At 69.7% G+C, this 19,484-nt stretch carries 19 protein-coding genes; 9 read left to right on the top strand and 10 right to left on the bottom strand.

The window, feature by feature from the left end; genetic code table 11:
• Positions 1 to 377 precede the first annotated feature (377 nt).
• Positions 378 to 1,385: an ATP-binding cassette domain-containing protein gene (locus tag ACWGKQ_RS08730; protein WP_453291155.1), complete on the top strand. Its 1,008-nt coding sequence runs from the start codon at positions 378 to 380 to the stop codon at positions 1,383 to 1,385.
• Entirely contained in the window at positions 1,382 to 2,203 is an 822-nt protein-coding gene (locus tag ACWGKQ_RS08725) for an ABC transporter permease (protein ID WP_453291154.1), read from the top strand. Before ACWGKQ_RS08730 ends, ACWGKQ_RS08725 begins: the two co-directional genes overlap by 4 nt.
• Before the next feature lie 15 nt (positions 2,204 to 2,218).
• Here ACWGKQ_RS08725 and ACWGKQ_RS08720 read toward each other — a convergent pair whose 3' ends face one another.
• The gene (locus ACWGKQ_RS08720; protein WP_453291153.1) at positions 2,219 to 5,494 is read right to left on the bottom strand and encodes a BTAD domain-containing putative transcriptional regulator; all 3,276 of its coding nucleotides are present in this window, start codon (positions 5,492 to 5,494) and stop codon (positions 2,219 to 2,221) included.
• Between the two features lie 91 nt (positions 5,495 to 5,585).
• Complete coding sequence (locus ACWGKQ_RS08715; RefSeq protein ID WP_453291152.1) at positions 5,586 to 6,065, bottom strand: DUF6578 domain-containing protein; 480 nt, start codon at positions 6,063 to 6,065, stop codon at positions 5,586 to 5,588.
• A gap of 147 nt (positions 6,066 to 6,212) precedes the next feature.
• Between ACWGKQ_RS08715 and ACWGKQ_RS08710 the strand changes: the two genes are divergently transcribed.
• A complete protein-coding gene (locus ACWGKQ_RS08710; protein WP_453291151.1) occupies positions 6,213 to 7,013 on the top strand; it encodes a site-2 protease family protein in 801 nt (266 codons plus the stop codon).
• Between the two features lie 9 nt (positions 7,014 to 7,022).
• Here ACWGKQ_RS08710 and ACWGKQ_RS08705 read toward each other — a convergent pair whose 3' ends face one another.
• Together ACWGKQ_RS08705 and map are read right to left on the bottom strand one after the other, a co-directional pair.
• Complete coding sequence (locus ACWGKQ_RS08705; RefSeq protein WP_453291150.1) at positions 7,023 to 7,670, bottom strand: biliverdin-producing heme oxygenase; 648 nt, start codon at positions 7,668 to 7,670, stop codon at positions 7,023 to 7,025.
• 143 nt (positions 7,671 to 7,813) lie between these two features.
• Positions 7,814 to 8,671: a type I methionyl aminopeptidase gene (map, locus tag ACWGKQ_RS08700; RefSeq protein ID WP_453291149.1), complete on the bottom strand. Its 858-nt coding sequence runs from the start codon at positions 8,669 to 8,671 to the stop codon at positions 7,814 to 7,816.
• A 58-nt stretch (positions 8,672 to 8,729) separates the two neighbouring features.
• Between map and ACWGKQ_RS08695 the strand changes: the two genes are divergently transcribed.
• The gene (locus ACWGKQ_RS08695) at positions 8,730 to 8,963 is read left to right on the top strand and encodes a hypothetical protein (RefSeq protein WP_453291148.1); all 234 of its coding nucleotides are present in this window, start codon (positions 8,730 to 8,732) and stop codon (positions 8,961 to 8,963) included.
• Here the strand turns inward: ACWGKQ_RS08695 and ACWGKQ_RS08690 are convergent, their stop codons facing one another.
• The 4 genes from ACWGKQ_RS08690 to ACWGKQ_RS08675 all read right to left on the bottom strand — a co-directional run bounded on the left by ACWGKQ_RS08690 (position 8,964) and on the right by ACWGKQ_RS08675 (position 13,872).
• The gene (locus ACWGKQ_RS08690) at positions 8,964 to 10,229 is read right to left on the bottom strand and encodes an MFS transporter (protein ID WP_453291147.1); all 1,266 of its coding nucleotides are present in this window, start codon (positions 10,227 to 10,229) and stop codon (positions 8,964 to 8,966) included. It lies immediately after the preceding gene.
• 231 nt (positions 10,230 to 10,460) lie between these two features.
• Positions 10,461 to 11,249: an HAD family hydrolase gene (locus ACWGKQ_RS08685; RefSeq protein ID WP_453291146.1), complete on the bottom strand. Its 789-nt coding sequence runs from the start codon at positions 11,247 to 11,249 to the stop codon at positions 10,461 to 10,463.
• Positions 11,246 to 11,815, bottom strand: a complete 570-nt coding sequence (locus ACWGKQ_RS08680) for a hypothetical protein (protein ID WP_453291145.1) — start codon at positions 11,813 to 11,815, stop codon at positions 11,246 to 11,248. The genes ACWGKQ_RS08685 and ACWGKQ_RS08680 overlap by 4 nt, the downstream gene beginning before the upstream one ends.
• Positions 11,816 to 11,883: 68 nt before the next feature.
• The gene (locus tag ACWGKQ_RS08675) at positions 11,884 to 13,872 is read right to left on the bottom strand and encodes an SIR2 family NAD-dependent protein deacylase (protein WP_453291144.1); all 1,989 of its coding nucleotides are present in this window, start codon (positions 13,870 to 13,872) and stop codon (positions 11,884 to 11,886) included.
• 296 nt (positions 13,873 to 14,168) lie between these two features.
• On the opposite strand from ACWGKQ_RS08675, the gene ACWGKQ_RS08670 reads away from it, so the two are divergent.
• On the top strand, positions 14,169 to 14,321 hold the full coding sequence (locus ACWGKQ_RS08670; RefSeq protein WP_453291143.1) for a hypothetical protein: 153 nt from the start codon (positions 14,169 to 14,171) through the stop codon (positions 14,319 to 14,321).
• 96 nt (positions 14,322 to 14,417) lie between these two features.
• On the opposite strand, the gene ACWGKQ_RS08665 is transcribed toward ACWGKQ_RS08670, so the two are convergent.
• Entirely contained in the window at positions 14,418 to 15,020 is a 603-nt protein-coding gene (locus ACWGKQ_RS08665; RefSeq protein WP_453291142.1) for a hypothetical protein, read from the bottom strand.
• An 80-nt stretch (positions 15,021 to 15,100) separates the two neighbouring features.
• On the opposite strand from ACWGKQ_RS08665, the gene ACWGKQ_RS08660 reads away from it, so the two are divergent.
• From ACWGKQ_RS08660 to ACWGKQ_RS08650, 3 genes are all read left to right on the top strand, one after another.
• Complete coding sequence (locus tag ACWGKQ_RS08660; RefSeq protein WP_453291141.1) at positions 15,101 to 16,180, top strand: sialidase family protein; 1,080 nt, start codon at positions 15,101 to 15,103, stop codon at positions 16,178 to 16,180.
• A gap of 47 nt (positions 16,181 to 16,227) precedes the next feature.
• Positions 16,228 to 16,947: an NADPH-dependent F420 reductase gene (gene npdG / locus ACWGKQ_RS08655; RefSeq protein WP_453291140.1), complete on the top strand. Its 720-nt coding sequence runs from the start codon at positions 16,228 to 16,230 to the stop codon at positions 16,945 to 16,947.
• Between the two features lie 95 nt (positions 16,948 to 17,042).
• The gene (locus tag ACWGKQ_RS08650; protein ID WP_453291139.1) at positions 17,043 to 17,225 is read left to right on the top strand and encodes a hypothetical protein; all 183 of its coding nucleotides are present in this window, start codon (positions 17,043 to 17,045) and stop codon (positions 17,223 to 17,225) included.
• On the opposite strand, the gene ACWGKQ_RS08645 is transcribed toward ACWGKQ_RS08650, so the two are convergent.
• Complete coding sequence (locus ACWGKQ_RS08645; protein WP_453291138.1) at positions 17,215 to 17,925, bottom strand: PhzF family phenazine biosynthesis protein; 711 nt, start codon at positions 17,923 to 17,925, stop codon at positions 17,215 to 17,217. The genes ACWGKQ_RS08650 and ACWGKQ_RS08645 overlap by 11 nt on opposite strands.
• 423 nt (positions 17,926 to 18,348) lie before the next feature.
• On the opposite strand from ACWGKQ_RS08645, the gene efeO reads away from it, so the two are divergent.
• Positions 18,349 to 19,482: an iron uptake system protein EfeO gene (efeO, locus tag ACWGKQ_RS08640; protein WP_453291137.1), complete on the top strand. Its 1,134-nt coding sequence runs from the start codon at positions 18,349 to 18,351 to the stop codon at positions 19,480 to 19,482.
• The last annotated feature ends 2 nt before the right edge of the window (positions 19,483 to 19,484 follow it).

Below are 19,484 nucleotides of genomic sequence, written 5' to 3'. Positions count from 1 at the left end.
CTCGCCCCGCCCGGGTGCCCTCGGGGGCGGGGGCCCGGGCGCCGGGGGGGGCGCTCCGGGGGGGCGCCCCCCCCGCCCCGGGCCCGCGGGGGGGCTTCGCGCCCCCCGCGGCGGCCGCGGCCGCGCTCACCCTCCAGAGCCTCCTCGGCCTGCGCCTGCTGAGGCGTGGTGGTCGGGGTGGATGCGGGCGATGACGGTGACCGAAGGACGCCAGACAGGACTCCGCACGGAGCCGGACCACCCGGCCGGTCGGCGGCTCCGTCGGTGAGGCCGTGGAGGAGGCCGTCGGCGAGCTGTCGATGGGCCGTCGGTGGACTGTCGGCCGGTGTCGGTGGGCTGTCGGTGGTTTGTCGGTGGGGCCTGGCACGGTTCTTCCCATGACGCGAATCGACAACAACGCCGTGTCCGTACGGGGGCTGGTGAAGCACTACGGCGACACCAAGGCACTCGACGGAGTTGATCTGGACGTCCGCCAGGGCACTGTGATGGGCGTGCTCGGTCCGAACGGGGCCGGCAAGACCACCCTGGTGCGGATCCTGTCCACGCTGCTGAAGCCCGACGCGGGAGAGGCGACCGTCGCCGGGTACGACGTGCTGCGCCAGCCCCGCCAGCTGCGCCGGGTGATCGGCCTGACCGGACAGTACGCCTCCGTGGACGAGAAGCTGCCGGGCTGGGAGAACCTGTACATGATCGGGCGGCTGCTCGACCTGCCGCGGAAGGACGCGCGGGCCCGGGCCGACGAGCTGCTGGAGCGGTTCTCGCTCACCGACGCCGCGAAGCGGCCGGCGAGCACCTACTCCGGTGGCATGCGGCGCCGGCTCGACCTCGCCGCCTCGATGATCGGACACCCCCAGGTGCTGTTCCTCGACGAGCCGACCACCGGTCTCGACCCGCGCACCCGCAACGAGGTGTGGGCCGAGGTCAAGACCATGGTCGGCGACGGGGTGACCGTGCTGCTGACCACCCAGTACATGGAGGAGGCCGAGCAGCTCGCCTCCGAGCTGACCGTCGTGGACCGCGGGAAGGTCATCGCGAACGGCAGGGTGGAGGAGCTGAAGGCGAAGGTCGGCGGACGGACGCTGCGGGTACGGCCCGTCGATCCGCTGCAGGTCAGGCCGCTCGCCGCCATGATCGACGAGCTCGGGATCACCGGGCTCGCCGGGACCACCGTGGACGGCGAGAACGGCACGCTCCTGGTGCCGATCCTCAGCGACGAGCAGCTGACCGCCGTGGTCGGTGCCGTCACCGCCCGCGGTATCACCATCAGCTCCATCACCACCGAACTGCCCAGCCTGGACGAGGTGTTCCTGTCCCTCACCGGCCACCGCGCCAGTGCCCCGCAGGACGCCGAGACCGCCGACGACCGTCAGGAGGTCGCCGTATGAGCGCCGCCACCGCCACCGCCGCCACCCCGGCCGCCGATGCCCGTATCCCGCTGCGCGCGCATCTGCGGCACACCGGAGCCCTGGTCCGCCGCAATCTGCTGTGGATCCGGCAGGACCCGGAGTCGATGTTCGACGCGCTGCTGATGCCGGTCGTCTTCACGCTGCTGTTCGTGTACGTCTTCGGCGGCTCGATCGGGCAGGCGCTCGGCGGCGGTCAGGACGGGTACGTCCAGTACGTCATCCCGGGCATGATCGCGATGATGAGCATGACGCTCTCGCAGGGCGTCGGCACCGGGTTCAGCCAGGACTTCAACTCCGGTGTGATGGACCGGTTCCGGTCGCTGCCGATCGGCCGCGGCTCGGTGCTGTTCGCGAAGATCTCGGTGGAACTGGTGCGGATGCTGTTCGCCACCGCCGTGCTGATGATCGTCGCCGTGCTCGTCGGGTTCCACATCAACCACTGGGGCGGGCTGTTCGCCGCCGTGGGCCTGTCCGCGGTGTTCGCCTCCTCGATCATGTGGGTGTTCCTCACCCTGGGCGTGATCCTGAAGAACGCCCAGTCCGTGCAGGCCATGGGGTTCCTGGTGCTGTTCCCGCTGCAGTTCGGCTCGTCGATCTTCGCGCCGACGAAGTCGATGCCGGGCTGGCTGCAGGCCTTCACCGACTACAACCCGCTGTCCACGCTCGCCGACGCCGCGCGCGGCCTGATGGTCGGCGGCCCGGTCGCCCACGACCTGTGGATCACGCTGGCCTGGTCGGTGGGGATCACGGCGATCGCGGCACCGTACGCGATCTACAAGTTCCGTACGAAGAGCTGACGTTCAGCGAACACGTCAGAGCAGGGCGGTGGCCTCCGCGCGGGAGAGGCCACCGCCCTCGGCGTACGCCGACTCGTAGGCCTCGTCGTCGGCGAGGGCGGCCCGGACCCGGGCCTCGGACCGGTCGCGTGCCGTGCGCTCCAGGCCGACCTGGAGGTGGCCGGGCGGCAGCAGGGCCTCGGCGGCGCCCAGGCAGCGGGCGGCGTCCACGGCGCGCACGCCCCCGTCGAGGCCGGCCAGGGCGACCGCGGCCACGGTCAGGCAGACGGACGGCAGATGCGGCGTGATGGCCTCGCTCAGCGGGTCGACGGCGAGCCGCAGCGCGTTCCGCAGCCTGGCCAGGGCCTCCGCGTGGCGGCCGTCGAGGGCGTCCACCCAGGCCTCCTGGGTGAGGATCAGGGCGTCGAAGACGACGAAGTGCGAGATCTTGAACTCGCTGCGCAGCAACCGGACCTGCTCGCGGGCCTCGGGGACGCGGCCGCTGATCAGGAGCCAGGTGGTGAGGAAGAGCCGGGCGGCGGGCATCGCCTCGTTGCTCAGGCTCTCGTTCTCGGCGATGACCTGGCGCAGCAGCCGTTCCCCGCGCTCGGTGTCGCCCGACTCGATCAGCACGCTGCCGAGGCGGGCGTTCAGCACGGCGGTCTGGGCGCGGGCGCCGAGCCGGCCGACCCGTTCGATGGCGGCCTCGTAGTCGACGGCCGCCGCCAGGTAGTCGCCTCTGCGCTCGCGGGACTCGGCGCGCCCGGAGAAGGCCTCGGCGGTGCCCCAGTCGTCCCCGAGGCGCCGGAAGATCTCCAGTGCCTCGTCGGCGTCCCGGGTGGCGTCGCCCGCCCAGGCGGCGCGGTTGGCGAGCAGGTTGGCGCGCATGGCGAGGCTGCCGGCCAGCTCCCACTCGTAGCCGGGCGTCTCGCGGCAGGTGCGGACGCCGGCGTCGAGGATCTCGCGCAGCCGGTCCATGCCGCCGGTCAGCATCACGGCGAAGAACCAGAACATGCCCGGCGCCCGGCAGGTCTGCGGCATGCCGGGCTCGTAGACCTCGGTGACCGCACGCAGTTTGGCCTGCGCCTCCGGTGTCTGCCAGATGTCCAGCTCGGTGTCCATGCAGGCCATGTGGGCCAGGTGCAGGCCGCGCCGGGCCTCGGTGAGGAGCTCCCCGGTGTACGGCGGCGGGGTGTCGGTGCAACGCTGCCACACCGGTTCGGCCGGGCGCATCGGGGCGGCGAACGGGTCGGGGCCGAGGGCCATGACATCGGCGCACCAGGTGCGGGTCTCGACGCGCTGGTCGTGCATCTGCCAGTACCAGAACAGGGAGTGGAGCAGGCAGAGCGCCTCGTGCTCGTCCCGTACGGCGATGGCGTGCCGCAGCGCGGTGCGCAGGTTCTCGTACTCCAGCTGGAGCCGTGCGATGGCGGCCCGCTGGCCGGGGCCGCGCAGCAACGGTTCGGTGGTGCGGGCGAGTTCGCGGTAGTACGTCAGATGGGCGCGCTCGGCGGCGGCGCGCCCGCCGCTCTCGTCGAGGCGTTCGCCGGCGTACTCGGCGACGGTCTCCAGGAGCCGGTAGCGCATCCCGCCGTGCCCGGCCTCGCCCGAAGGAGCGGCCACGACCAGGGACTTGTCGACCAACGAGCCCAGCGCGTCGAGGGCGGCGGGGCCGCAGACGGCCTCGGCGGCGGCCAGGTCGCAGCCGCCCGCGAAGACGGAGAGCCGGCCGAGGACGTCCCGTTCGCCGGCGTCCAGCAGGTCCCAGGACCAGTCGACGACCGCGCGCAGGGTCTGCTGGCGGGGCAGCACGGTACGGCTGCCGGAGGTGAGGAGGCGGAAGCGGTCGTCCAGCCGGTCGGCTATCTGGCGCGGGGTGAGCATCCGCAGCCGGGCGGCGGCCAGTTCGATGGCGAGGGGCAGTCCGTCCAGGCGGCGGCAGATCTCGGCGCACGCGGCCGCGGTCTCGTCGTCGGCGCCGACGGTGAAGCCGGGCCGGGCCGCGGCGCCCCGGTCGGCGAGCAGCCGCAGCGCCACCGGCTCGGGCAGCGGCTCCACCGGGCGCAGCAACTCCCCCGGCACGCCGAGGGGTTCGCGGCTGGTCGCCAGGATCGTCAGGTCCGGGCAGCGCTCCAGGAGCCGGGCCGCCAGGTCGGCCGCCGCGTCCACCACGTGCTCGCAGTTGTCGAGGACGAGCACCATCCGGCGCCGGGCGCAGTGGTCGACAAGCCGTGCGACCGGGTCGTCGTGCCGGTCGGCGGCGGCCCGCATGGTCTCGGCGCCGCCGCCGTACAGCACGGCCTCGCGGGCGCCGAGCGCGCTGAGCACGGCCTCGGGGACGTCGGCCGGGTCGTCGACGGGGGCCAGCTCGGCCAGCCAGACGCCGTCCCGGGCGGCGTACCGCACGGTCTCGGCGGCCTCCTGCGACAGCCGGGTCTTGCCGGCCCCGCCGGGCCCGAGCAGGGTGACCAGGCGGGCGGCGGCCAGGTCGCCGCGGATGGTCTCGATGTCGGCCTCGCGTCCGACGAAGGAGGTGAGCCGGGCGCGCAGGTTGCCGGGCCGGGCCGGTGCGTCCGCCGGGGCCGCCGGAGCCAGCAACTCGGCGTGCAGGGTGCGCAGTTCGGGCCCGGGGTCGGAGCCGAGGCGATCGGCGAGGAGATGGCGTACGTCGTCGTAGGCGGCCAGCGCCTCGGCGGTGCGGCCGGTGCTGTGCAGGGCGCGCAGCCGCAGGGCCTGGAGGGGCTCGTCCAGGGGGTGGGCGTCGCACAGGGCGGTGAGCTCGGGCAGGGACTGCTCGGCCTGGCCGAGGGCGAGGGCGGCGCTGTGGCGGGCGCGCAGGGCGTCCAGGCGGCGGACGTCGACACGGGCCGCCTCGGCGGTGCGGTCGGGCAGGTCGGCCAGGGCCGGGCCGTGCCACAGGGCGAGGGCGTCGTCGAGGACGGTGGCCGCCTTCGCGGGGTCGCCGTCGGCGAGGGCGCGCAGGCCCTCGCCGGTGAGCCGCTCGAAGCGGTGCAGGTCGACGTCGTCGGGGGCGGCGGCGAGCCGGTAGCCGCCGTCGGTGGACCCGATCGCGTCCGCGCCGAGCGCCCTGCGCAGCCGGCCGACCAGGGCCTGGAGGGCGCCGGTCGCGTCGGCGGGCGGTTCGTCGCCCCACACCTCGTCGACGAGCAGCCCGGCGGGCACCCCGCGTCCGGCCCGCAGCGCGAGCACGGTCAGCAGGGCACGCAGCCGAGAACCGCCCACCGGGACGGCCGTGCCGTCGGGGCGGAGTGCCTGGGTGGTGCCGAGGATCGCGTAGCGCACGGGGTCCATTGTCCCTGGGGACGTCAGGAGCGGTCACGGGGTTTCGAAGGCCGGGTGTCGGGGCCCGTGCAGGGACGTCGGGCGGGCCCGCACGGTGCCGTCAGGCGCGCAGGACGTGCGCGGTGTCCGGGGCGTCCAGTGTGACGAGGGCACCGCAGGTGCGGCGGATCCGCCGCAGGCCGTCCACCGTGCCTAGGTCCACCTCCCCGAACCACCTGGGGCAGCTGTCGGCGGGCTCCAGCGTGACGGTTCCGGGCACCGCTTCCAGGCCGCGTCCCGTGCTCCGGAGTACGACTCCCGCCCCCGCCCCCTGCCCTTCTTCCGGTACCGCCGGCACCGGGTCGGTCCGGTGCAAGCGGTACTCCTCGTGGACCAGGACGACGGCATGGACACGGCCGGTGGTCGGACGGTCGGGTCCGCCGTGGTTCTCCACCCAGGTCTCGGCGCCGTACCCTGCGTTCTCCCGCCGGGCCTCGGCCCCGTAGGCGACCAGTTTCCAGGCCACCTCGTCGCCGACCGAGAACGGTGTGCCGCAGCACTCCATCTGCCAGTCCTCGTAGAACACCTTCAGCAGTCGCATGTCCCCACCCTCCAGGAACCGGACGGCGGTCGCGAGACGTTTTCCTCTGCGCCGAGAGGTATTTCCCCTGCACCCGAGGCGTTTCCGCCCCCCGCCAGGTACGGTCGGACCCTTGCCGACCACCCCAGTTCTCCAGGAGCCCCGCCCATGACCGCCACCACCACCCGCCCCAGTGACCGGCGGATCAGTCCCGTGTTCGTCGGGATCCTGGCCGTCACCGCGGTCACCGGGTGGGCCACCTGGTCCGGGTTCGCCGAGCAGCCCGGGGTCGCGGTGTTCCTGTTCGTGACGGCGGCCTGGATCGTCTCCCTGTGCCTGCACGAGTACGCGCACGCCCGCACCGCCCTGCACGGCGGCGACATCACGGTGGGCGCGAAGGGCTATCTGACCCTGAACCCCCTGAAGTACACGCACGCCCTGCTGAGCATCGTGCTCCCGGTGCTGTTCGTGATCATGGGCGGGATCGGTCTGCCGGGCGGCGCGGTCTTCATCGAGCGCAGCCGGATCAGGGGCCGCTGGCGGCACAGCCTGATCTCCGCCGCCGGTCCGCTGACGAACGTGCTGTTCGCCGCCGTCTGCACCGCCCCCTTCTGGCTGGACGCCCTGGACGGCGTCCCGCGCGACTTCCGTTTCGCGCTCGCCTTCCTCGCCCTGCTCCAGGTCACGGCCGCGATCCTGAACTTCCTGCCGGTGCCGGGCCTGGACGGCTACGGCGTGATCGAGCCCTGGCTGTCCTACAACATCAAGCGCCAGGTGGAGCCGTTCGCCCCGTTCGGCCTGCTGTTCGTGTTCGCGCTGCTGTGGGTGCCGTCGATCAACAGCGCGTTCTTCGACGTGATCGACGCACTGCTGCGCCACCTGGGCGTCGGAGACCTGGACCAGTACTGCGGTCAGCAGCTCTACCGCTTCTGGCAGGGGTCGAACGAGTTCTGCTCGATCAGCCAGTAGCCGCGGGGGTCAGGCCGACAGCGGGAACTCCTCGCCCAGTTCCCGGAACACCGCCGTGTTGAGGGCGAACGCCCGCTTGCACTCGGTCACGATGCGCTGCTTCTCCAGGTCGTCGGCGTCGACCGCGTCCAGCAGTTCGCGGTAACCCCGCTTGAAGGCGGCCGGGTTGGCGATGCCCTCGAAGACATAGAAGCGGACGCCGTCGCCCTTGCGCTCGAACCCCCAGGTCCGCTCGGCCCGGTCGCGGATGATCTGGCCGCCGGAGAGGTCGCCGAGGTAGCGGGTGTAGTGGTGGGCGAGGTAGCCGCCCGGCCAGCCCTCGGCGCACTCCCGCACCCGGGCCGCGTACTCCTCGGTCGCCGGCAGTGCCGTGCACCCCGTCCGCCACCCGGCCCCGCGCAGGTGCGCCAGGTCCCGCTCCAGCGCCGCCAGCCGGAACAGCTCGGGCCGCACGAACGGCCCGGCCACCGGGTCCGACGCCAGCCGCCCGGCCGCGCCCTCCAACGCCTCGTACACGAACCACAGCTGCTCGGTGTAGCGGGCGTACGCCTCCACCCCGAGCCGGCCGCCCAGCAGGTCGCTGATGAACGTCGAGGTCTCCGCCGCCACGTGCTGCTCGTGGGACGCGGTGCGGATGAGTGTCGAGAAGGAGTCCATGGGCAACATCCTCTAAGGTAAGGCTTACCTAAGTCAATGCTCTTTCCGACGCTTCGTCGGCAAGTTTACCGACACCGTGTCGGTAAAAGCGTACCGGAAAAGGCCCGCCCTCCGAGGGGAGAGCGGGCCCGGCCGACCAGTGGTCAGGGAAGCGTGAGGACGTCCGCGCCGGTGTCGGTCACCACCAGCGTGTGCTCGAACTGCGCGGTGCGCCTGCGGTCCTTGGTGACGACGGTCCAGCCGTCGTCCCACATGTCGTACTCGTAGGTCCCGAGCGTGAGCATCGGCTCGATCGTGAAGGTCATCCCGGGCTGCATCACGGTCGTCGCGTGCGGGCTGTCGTAGTGCGGGATGATCAGCCCCGAGTGGAACGAGGAGTTGATCCCGTGGCCGGTGAAGTCCCGCACCACCCCGTACCCGAAGCGCTTCGCGTACGACTCGATGACCCGGCCGATGATGTTGATCTGCCGGCCCGGCCGGACCGCCTTGATCGCCCGGTCGAGGGACTCCCGGGTCCGCTCGACAAGGAGCCGGCTCTCGTCGTCGACCTCTCCGACCAGGTAGGTCGCGTTGTTGTCGCCGTGCACCCCGCCGATGTACGCCGTCACGTCCAGGTTGACGATGTCACCGTCCCGGAGCACCGTCGAGTCCGGAATGCCGTGGCAGATGACCTCGTTGACGCTGGTGCACAGGGACTTGGGGAAGCCCCGGTAGCCGAGGGTGGACGGGTAGGCCCCGTGGTCGCACATGTACGCGTGTGCCACCTTGTCGAGTTCGTCCGTGGTCACACCCGGCGCGATGATCTTCGCGGCCTCCTCCATCGCCTGTGCGGCGATACGGCCGGCGGTCCGCATCGCCTCGATGGTCTCCGGGGTCTGCACCTCCGGTCCGGTGTACGGGGTCGGCGCGGGTTTGCCGACGTACTCGGGGCGGCGGATGTTTCCGGGTACCGAACGGGTGGGAGAGAGCTCCCCTGGTACGAGCAGCGACTGGCCAGACATGCCAGCGAGTCTATCCAGCGGGCATGCGGGAACATGTGGATGGTGAAAGGAGCCGGTCATGGCCCTGTTCAAGAAGCGGACCGTCGCGAAGGCGGGCGAGTGGTACTACTGCCTGCAACACCAGAAGGTCGAGGAGGGTCCCGAGTGCCCCGCCAAAGACAGGTTCGGCCCTTACGCCACCCGTGAGGAGGCCGAGCACGCGATGGAGATCGCCCGGGAGCGCAACCTCCAGTGGGAGAACGACCCGAAGTGGCACGACGCGCCGGCGGGGGACTCCCCGGACGAGGGCTGATCAGAGCGGGGCGGCGGTACGCCGGGCACGCAGCCGTACGGCGTGTTCGTTGGTCCGCTCGTCGTACGACATCAGGGCGGGCAGGCACAGGGCCAGCAGGCCCACCGCGCCGGCGCACAGCAGGCCGCCCGCGCCGACGGACGCCCGGACGCCGAGCCACCCGGCCATGCCGCCGGCCCGGACCTGACCCAGGGTCGGGCCCACGGAGTACGACAGCAGTTCGATCCCGGCGAGGCGGCCGCGCAGCTCGTCGGGGATCGTCTGGTTCCACATCGCGGCCCGGAAGATCCCGCTGACCATGTCGCAGCCGCCGGCGACCGCGAGGAAGAGCAGCACCAGCCATACGTTCGCCACGGCGCCGGCGGCGGCGATCGCCAGGCCCCACAGCGCGGCCGACAGCACCACCATCCGCCCGTGCCGGCGCACCCGCGAGGTCCAGCCGCTGACCAGGCTCACGAGCAGGGCCCCGGCCGGGACGGCGGCGTACATCAGCCCGAGCGCCCAGTCCGCGTCCAACTCGTCGGCCAGGAACGGCAGTACGGCGAGCGGCATCGCCAGGAACATCGCCGCGAGGTCGACCGCGTAGGTGCCGAGGAGTTCCTTGCGGCTCCAGGCGTAGCGGGCGCCTTCGACGACCGAGCGGAGGGAGGGTGCGGCGGCCTCGTGGGACGCGGGCGACGGGGCGATGGGGAGGATGAGGGCGACGGAGACGACGAACGTGACGAGGTCGGCGCCGTACGCCCAGCCGAGGCCCGCATAGGCCACGACCAGGCCGGCGACGGCGGGGCCCGCGACGCCGCCCACCGTCCAGCGGAAGGAGTTCAGTGCCGCCGCGGCCGGGAGGTCGTCGTGGGCGACGATCCTCGGCCAGAGGGAGTCGAGGGCCGGGCGCTGGACCGAGACGAGGGCGGAGGACAGGGCCGCGACGGCGTACAGCGGCCATACCGCCGGGTGCGGCAGCAGCGCGTTGACCAGCAGCCCCACGCTGAGCAGGCCCTGACCGGCCTCGGTCCGGACGATGAGCCGGCGCTTGTCGAGGGCGTCGGCGAGGGCGCCGCCGTACAGCCCGAACAGGATGAGCGGGAGCAGTTCGACGGCGCCGATGGCTCCTACGGCGGTCGCGGAACCGGTGAGGTCCTTGATCTGCACGGGGAGCGCGACGAACGTCAGGAAACTCCCGAAGTTACTGATCAGACCGGAGACCCAGAGCCGCCGGAAGTCGACGGAGGCCTTCCAGGGGGCAAGGTCGGGGAGAAAGCGGCTCACGCCGGCCCATGCTGAACGGCCGGGCCGCACGCCTCAACCGCTTTTTGCCCACCCGCGCACCCGACTCGGTTGGTGGAGAGGTGAGGTCCTACAGCGGCCCGCACGATGAGGTGGACCGGTGTTGGTCTCCATGTCCGAAACGGGCGTTGAGCGTTCGACGGCACCCGGCGCCTGCGCGCTGGGTGCTCGAGCTGAGTCTCGCGCGGCTGCACGGCCTGGCGGTAGTGCATGTCACGACAATGGGACGTCCCGCAGTACGAACTTCTGCACTGCTTTGGCAAGTCCGCCTTCAGCCGCGCTCGGGGCGACCCAGTCGGCCTGCTCAAGCAACTCCGGAAGACCACCCCGCACCGCGACCCCCACTCCGGCACGCTTGATCATCTCGATGTCCGACTCGGAGTCGCCCACTGCAAGAACCTCGGTCGCCCTGATGCCCAGCGCCGCACACAGGAATGCCAGCCCAGACCACTTGGACACGCCCCTGGGGACAAGAATCGCGTCGTTCGCCTCCCCCAGATCGGCGGATCCTGTGAAAATTTCGACGAATTCACTTGCAGCCAGGTCCTTCAAAAGTTGAGAGTCGGCACCACCACGCACCACGATTCGCGAAACAAACGCAAGATCCGGAATCCCCTCCGACATGGAGCGACTCAATCCACTCTTCACCGTCACCCTGTCGGAACTCTTGAAATTCACCCCTTCCGCGGTGCAAATGTAGTCGACGGAGGCCGATGTCAGCATCTCGATCACACCGACCACACTTTGCCGATCAAAATACGAACGACGCAGTGTTTCATTCCCGGCATCGACCACTGTAGAGCCGCATTCGGCTACCACGGCTACCGGGATTCCCAGTGCGCTCTGAATCTCTCCAGCCCCACTGACTGTACGAGCGGTGGTCAGCGCAATGACAACACCTCTGGTGTACGCGTCTTGCAGGGCGCGTACGTTCTCGCGGGGCAGGTGACCGTCCGCCAGGATCAACGTCTCATCCACGTCTGTGGCAACAAGCTTGATCACCAGCGTCCCGCCTTCCTTCCGGCCTCGTTGTAGAGGTCCCAGTCCTCTCCGTAGAGCCGGTCGACCGCGGCCATCGCCTCGGCACTCAACCAATCTTTCCAGTGCGGATGACCGACTGAGTTCAGGCGCACCAAGGGAGGTGCGGGAATATCCAGCCTGGCGCAAAGCTCCGGCCACAGGGCGCGCAGCTTTTCCAAGGGCACCACGGCGTTCGTCAACGGCTGCTGGTTTTCGTCGCACAAGAAGGCCCATTGGGTCCCGGTAGGGGACGCCGCCTGGCCCCGCGCGTTCACGAGTATGTCAAAGCACCGCTGAACGTCCGCCGGCGTGAGCAAGCGGTCGCGGGGAACCGACAGGCCTCTGTTCCTGAGGTTGTAGGTGAGCTGGGACGTGAACCACGCATACGGATGCCGCACGAGCCCGAACGTCCACAGTCTGTCCCACCGGTCCGGCCCCACCAAGGCCTTCATGCCGACCGCCGGGAGATGCCGCTTGGTGAAGAACCCCCGGCGCTCGACCAGATCCAGGTCGGCGCGCTCCTGCCATGGCGCAAGCAGGTGCTCCACGGTTGTAGAAGCAACTTTCGGATTCGCCACGAAAGCGAAATTCCGAGAATATGAGACTATCGCCACTGCTACCCCCGACTTGTGGAGACACCCCTCATGCCCGCGTCGCCCTGTTGCGACAGCCAACTGTTCAAAGTTGCCAGAGCATTGGCGAGAAAGTCGGCGCTCGCACTGTTCAGCATTCTGAGGTCATTTCGGTCCGACTGCCCTCCGATATTGACTCCGCACAGTCTTTCGAATTCCGAGTCGAAGGCCCTACAGTAATCATCGACGGCGGTGCTGGACCGGTTCACCACGGTCACCGTGTAACCAGAGGCCGAATCGCTTCTCACACCCCGGTACAATGCCTCCGGTCCGAACGCGACATCCGCGAAATGGGTAGCAGTCGAGCACACCACCAGCAGGCGAGGAGTGTCGGGTGTCTCCAGAGTTGCTCGCACCAGACCGAGAAGCCGTTGACACCTGTCCCTCAGTCGTCGAGCGAGGATGACGTCTCTGGCCGTACTTGTGGACAAGTCGGAGGAGAAGATCGGACGTCTTCCGACAATGAGCCTCATCTCAGCACCCTGACTGAGGAGAGCGCGAAAAGCATCCCGCTCCTGCTTGAGTAGCTCACTGTAATGCGGGTCGTCAGGGTGATCGTTGTCGCCCAGGCTCAAAGCACTATAGCCCTGACGCATCCGGACGATCATGTGCTCGGCTCGTCCACTTTCAAGAATACGACGTGCGCATTTCACAATCGAAGCGGTACGCACGGTCTTGCCTTCGATATACTCCACTTCACGGTCCGCAGATTCGCTTCGCCCCGAACTTTCTTCCTCACGTGCCCGCTTCAGCAGAACGCGGATCCAGTCGACAACTCGCCGCACATAGTCGGCCCCGACCGCATCATGTATTTCTATGACAGTGATTCCACGCGAGGCGAGTTCTAGTTGCTCCAGCTTCTCCAGACCATCGCTGAGAAAGAATGCTCTGCGTTCATAAAGCCCCGGTTCTCCCTTCATTCGTGTCAGGATCGCACGGAAATCAGGGTCTGTGACGGAGTACCCGATGAACAGGAGTGTCTTGGTGTGCAGCTCCGCGGAAAGAAGCTCTGCCATCCCGGGATGACGGGTCTCGAAGAGTTCATGATCCCGGCTCGTGACGACAAGCGAACCAGGACGGTCAAGCGCACCGAACGGCTTGATCAACGGACACGGCGAAGCGGAAACGTAGGGAATCTCATCGTCCGTGACCACAAGAGTGTATGCGTACTGCCGATTACGAAAGGCCCGCTCCAGGCGGTCGTCGAAAGACGTCACGTAAACAGTGCGCGGCTCAAGGAGCGCGACACTGTTATGCAGATCGTTGGGCCTGTCCGAGCCGGCCGCCGCAGACAGCGTGCCCCGTAACCGGTGATATCCGTAGGTGAGCTCGAAATACCGGGCGGTCGTGGGAAGATCGGCTCCTTTTGGTATCTCCGGCAGCTCCTTGCACAGAAACGCGGTGAGTTGGCTCCATGCCGAGCCGCCACCTGAGGCTCCTGCCCCCAGAAACAGCGTGAGGTTCTTACGACGCCAGGCCGCCACCAATTCCGACGGCACCTGGAGGTTGGCATCCGGCCGCCCGCGAGCCGAGGACGATACATGGTCGTGACGATCCGGCGTACCCTCGAACCGCTCGGGCGAGTTGTGCAGGCGTCGGGCCAGTGCTGGCGCCACGCGGCTGCTGTAGACCGTCTGAACCGTTCTCACAGATATGGGATGAAAGCCGGACCCATGCGTCTGGCCTTTCTTCTCCAGCCACTTACGACGGGCGACAACCTTGAGTTCAGAAATTTCCTCGTATTCGAGGTTCAGACTCACCAGGGCCACAGTCCGGTGGACTGGATCGCCAAGTTCCGCTACCAGTCGGGCCAGTTCCACCGAAGTCTTCCGCTGCGCCTCCGCCGGACTGTCCTCGGGTTGGACACCGAAGATCCGACGTAAGTCACTGCCAAGCGCCTCGTACAAATCATGTCGGCGAACACCGAGATCCTTCGGCAACTCTTTGAGGACGGCGACGAGCGGATCATCCACAGGGTGAACCTCCGGGTTCCCTCGCAGAGTCGGCTTCGGCATTTTAGCATTGCAGTGGCTCTACGCGGCTGCGCTGAATCGATCCGGCATGTGAGGTTCCATCGATTGGATCACTGGCTGCCAACTGGCTGCCACTGCGCGACTTTCTGGCAAGTGGCAGCAGACATGGGGGGCACCCTGCCCACTCCCGGCAGCATGGCCATGAGGCCGCACGCCGACCTCACGCCGCCCGCACCGCGGTCGGAATGTGCGTGCGCCTGGCCATGCCGTTCGGCAACATCGCAGGAAGGTCCGTCATGAAGAACCTGGTAATTCCCGGGCTCGTCCTCGGCGCGTTCTACGCCGGAGCGTTGCGCCAGTGGTGGCACGATCGCCAGACCTATCGGTTCGGGCGTCATGTCCAGAAGGCCTTGGAGGAGATCACAAAGCGGGGAGGCGCAGGTGGTTGACGGCTGCAACGGCTCGCGTCGGGCAAGTGGCGGTGGGTTGTCCCGCGGCGGCGCTGCCGAAGGCAGTTCGGCCGGGCGAGTCGGGTGGGTGGGCAATCACCACGGGGTCGGAGGCGGGGCCATCACTGTTTCTGCCAGGCGGGCGAGGCGGTCGCGGAAGCGGCGGCGTCCTCGTGGGGAGGGGCCGTTCTCGCCCGTCGCCGCGCTGACCAGGTGCTGGACCGTGTCCAGGTCCAGTTCCGCGGCCTCGGGGACGGTGAGGGTCTCGTGGGCCATGGCGGTCAGCGCGTCGTCGGCGGTGGAGGAGGACAGGGTCAGGACCGTCACGCCGGCGCGCCGGGCCGTGTGGACCCGCTCCAGCAGCGCTTCCGACTCCCCCGGCGCCACGACCAGCAGCGTCTCGCCCCGGCGGGCCGTCTCGATGCGGCCGGGGCCGACCGCGAGGTGCGCCGGGTCGGTGGGGCGGGCGTCGTGCCGTACGAGGGTCGGCGCCAGTTCCGGCGTACCGGACCAGGCCGCCTCGTCCACCAGGTGCGCGGCGAGATGCCAGGGCTCGTACTCCGGGGTGCCGAGGAGGAGCAGTCCGCCGCCGTGGGTCACCACCGAACCCCGCAGTGCTCCCGCGAATCTCCGGGTGGCGGTCAACCACTCGGTCCCGGCGAGCACTTCGCGCAACAACGCGACCCGTACGGCGTCCATGCCCCCGCATACTGCCGTAATCGGACACTCGTGACACGGAGTTCACCCCGAATTCGCCCGACCCGGGGAGGAGGCGGCCCATGAGTGACGTAGAAGCAAGCATTCCCTTTCGCGCGGGCAAAGAGGGTTACGCCAGTTTCCGGATCCCGGCGGTGGTGGTCTCCCGGGCCGGCACCGTGCTCGCCTTCTGCGAGGGGAGAGTCGACTCCGCCGCCGACTACGGGCACATCGACGTCGTGCTGAAGCGGTCCGGGGACGGCGGGCGCACCTGGGGGCCGCTCCAGGTCGCCGCGAGCAACGGCACCGATCTCGCCGGGAACCCCGCCCCCGTCGTCCTCGACACCGGACGGATCCTGCTCGTGCACGTCCGCAGCGCCGCGTCCGCCACCGAGGACGCCATCCTGCGCGGGCAGGTGCCGGACGCCGACGGGCGGCGGGTGTGGGTGCAGCACAGTGACGACGACGGGGTGACCTGGTCCGGCCCGGTCGAGATCACCAAGTCCGTGAAGAAGGCCGGGTGGCGGTGGTACGCCACCACGCCCGGGCATGCTCTGCAACTGCGCTCGGGGCGGGTCGTCGTGGCCGCCAACCACACCCTGCCGCCCACCGGGACGGACAACGGCACCGAGGCCAAGTACAACAGCGGGCACTGCCTGCTCAGCGACGACCACGGGGAGACCTGGTACCTCGGCTACCTCGACGAGAACACCAACGGGTACGTCAACGTCAACGAGACCACCGCCGCCGAACTGCCCGACGGACGCGTCTACTTCAACACCCGCAACGATTCCCCGGCGCCGGGGAACAGGGCCGACGCCCATTCCGCCGACGGCGGGCGGACCCTCGTCAAGCCCTTCCGGCCGCAGGCCGGGCTCACCGCGCCCGTCTGCGAGGCCAGCGTGCTCCAACTCCGCGATCCGGACCTGCTGCTGTACTCCGGGCCGGGCGATCCGGCGAGCCGTGCCCTGATGACGATCCGCGCCTCCGTCGACGGCGGTACCACCTGGCGGTCCGTGTACACCGTGGACGGACTGCCCGCCGCCTACTGCGACCTGACCCGGATCGACGCGGCGAACGTCGGGCTCCTGTACGAGACGGGCGACTTCAGCGCGTACTCGACGATCACCTTCCGGCGGGTGCCCGTGAACCGGCTCACCTGACCGCACCTGACCGGGTACGGCCGTCGGCCCGGACGTAGAGTCGGCCCATGACCTCTACCGACAGTGCACAGCAGCCGGCGGCCGAGAAGGCCCCCGCCAAGGACCCCTGGGACCTGCCCGACGTCTCCGGTCTGGTCGTGGGGGTGCTCGGCGGCACCGGCCCGCAGGGCAAGGGCCTTGCCTACCGGCTGGCCCGGGCCGGCCAGAAGGTGATCATCGGCTCCCGGGCCGCCGAGCGCGCGCAGGCCGCCGCCGACGAGCTCGGTCACGGAGTCGAGGGTGCCGACAACGCCGAGACCGCGCGCCGCAGCGACCTCGTGATCGTCGCCGTGCCGTGGGACGGACACGGCAAGACGCTGGAGTCACTGCGCGCGGAACTGGCCGGCAAGCTGGTGGTGGACTGCGTCAACCCGCTCGGCTTCGACAAGCAGGGCGCCTACGCGCTGAAGCCGGAGGAGGGCAGTGCGGCGCAGCAGGCCGCGGCGCTGCTGCCGGACTCGCGGGTCACGGCCGCCTTCCACCACCTCTCCGCCGTGCTCCTCCAGGACCCGGAGATCGAGGAGATCGACACCGATGTGATGGTGCTCGGCGAGGTGCGGGCCGACGTGGAGATCGTGCAGGCGCTGGCCGGCCGCATCCCCGGCATGCGCGGCGTCTTCGCGGGGCGGCTGCGCAACGCCCACCAGGTGGAGTCCCTGGTCGCGAACCTGATCTCGGTGAACCGCCGCTACAAGGCACACGCCGGGCTCCGCGTCACGGACGTCTGAGCGGATGGGGGACACTGGTGGGCGCCGGCAGTGTCCCCCGCACTCGTCCCGCGTTCGTCCCGCGTTCGTCCCGCACTCGTCAGGAAAGCGATCTCATGCCCCGCCTCGCCCTCTACGCCCTGATCGTCTGCGTCCTCGCCGTCGTCGCCGCCGTCGTCTCCTTCGTCCAGGGCAGCTGGCTGATCGGCGTGGTCTGGGTGCTGCTGACGGGCCTGTCGTCCAACATGACCTGGTACTACGTGCGGCGCGGGCGCGCCGGCAAGTCGGTCACCGGCTGATCCCCGGCTGCTTCTCCGGTCCCTCCAGGAAGACCCGCCCACCGATCTCCACCCAGCCGTACGGCTGCGGTGCGGTCAGGATCTGCGAGCCCTTGCCCTGAGTGATGTTCAGGGCCCGGCCCAGCCGGTCGGTGAGCAGCAGCGCCGCCGCTCCGGTCGCCTCGTCCTCGTCGATGCCGTCGTCACGGCCGGGGAAGGCGCGGGCCCGGACCCGGCCGGCCGACTCGTCCTCCCACGCCCAGGCGTAGATCCTCCCCCAGGCTTCGCCCGGGGGGACCCCCATCTCGCTTCGCTCGCCCGGCGGCGGCACCGGCAGCGCGTCGACCTCGGCGGCACTGGCGTACTGGCGCAGGGTGCGCGGCGGGGCCCACTCCGGAAGCGCCTCGATCCAGCTGAACTCCCCGTCCAGCCGGGCGCCGACCACACCGGCCGGCGTGACCAGCTCGGGCACGTCCAGCAGCCAGGCCGTACCGACGCAGGGGTGTCCGGCGAACGGCAGGCGCAGGGTGGGGGTGTAGATGTCGATGGCCCCGCGCTCGGGGTCGTCCACGAACACGGTCTCGCTGAACCCGAGCTTGGCCGCCAGCGCCTGCCGGTCCTCCCGGTCGGGCAGTACGGAGCCGTCCCGGACCACCCCGAGCTCGTTGCCGTATCCGCCGTTCGCCGCGCAGAAGACACGCAGCACGTCGTAATCAGTCACCCCGGCATTGAAGCACCACGGGGGCGGACGGACGTCCCAGGCGGGGGTGCCTCCGTCGACGGGTGCGGCGCCGCCGTCATCGACGGGTGCGGCGCCGCCGTGGCTGATCGCGCAGTTCCCCGCGCCTCTGAGGGGCGCCCGCCGCCGGCCCGCCGCCGAGGTGTTCGAGGAGCGGCTGTTGTCGGAGGTCCACAACCTGCCGGTCGAGGTGTTTCCGCAGCCGCGGACGGGAGTTGCCGCCGTCGGACGGAGCGAGCCTTGACCTTCCCTTTGCCCCCACTTGACGTTCGTTTTAGGCCGACGAGATCAAGCCGTGTCTGTGATCTTTCTGTGTCTGGTGAATCACCACCCGCACGGGTATGAGTGAGGTAAGCCTCAGGTAAGTTAGGCCAGCCTCACCACACCATCCCGCTTGGAGCCTGCATGCGTGCCGTCCGACTCACCGTCACCGCCGCCGCGACCGTGGCCGCCTTGACCGCCCTCTCGGCCTGCACGGCGAAGAGCGACGCCAAGGGCGACGACGCGATCAAGGTCACCGCCGCCGACTCGAAGTGCGAGACGTCGACCAAGTCCGTTCCGGCGGGGCACGTCACGCTCGCCATCGAGAACACGGGCGCCAAGGCCACCGAGGTCGAGATCCTCTTCCCGGACGACCGGATCGTGTCGGAGAAGGAGAACATAGGTCCGGGGACCAAGTACACGCTGACCGCCGAGGTGAAGGCGGGATCGTACGAAATAGCCTGCCGGCCCGGGATGAAGGGGCACGGGGTGCGGCAGAAGCTGACCGTCACCGGCGGCACGGTCGCCAAGCGCGACCCGAAGCTGGACGCGGCCGTCGCCGCCTACCGCGAGTACGCGCAGGAGCAGGCCGACGCGACGATCCCGAAGGTGGAGACGTTCGTCAACGCCGTCAAGGCCGGGAACATCCAGGCCGCCAAGGACGCCTACGCCCCCTCCCGGGTCGGCTGGGAGACCACCGAGCCGATCGCCGAGTCGTTCGGGGACATCGACCCCAAGACCGACACGCGCGTCAACGACCTGGAGAAGGGCCAGAAGTGGACCGGCTGGCACGCGCTGGAGAAGGCCCTGTGGGTGGACAAGAAGACGGGCGCCGAGCAGCAGGCCCTCGCCGATGAGCTGCTCACCGACCTGAAGGACTGGCAGAAGCGGGTCGGCAAGGCCGAGATCACCCCGACCTCCATGGCCAACGGCGCCAAGGAACTCCTCGACGAGGTCGCCACCGGCAAGGTCACCGGCGAGGAGGACCGCTACTCGCACACCGACCTGAGCGACTTCAAGGCCAACGTGGACGGCGCGCAGAAGGCGTACGAGCTGCTCAAGCCGGTCGCCCAGAAGAACGACGCGGCGCTCACCGGCGAACTCGACAAGCAGTTCGCCGCGCTGGACACGCTGCTCGACAAGTACCGCACGGACAAGACCTCCGACGGCTTCGTCTCGTACGACAAGGTCACCGAGGCGCAGCGCAAGGAGCTGTCCGACGCGGTCAACGCCCTCGCGGAGCCGCTGTCCAAGCTCGCCGCGGCCGTGGTCAAGTAGGG

It is taken from the genome of Streptomyces sp. NPDC054770 (genome assembly GCF_053611985.1).
The sequence above is the reverse complement of the archived record's forward strand: the minus strand, read 5'-3'. Positions and strand labels throughout refer to the sequence as shown.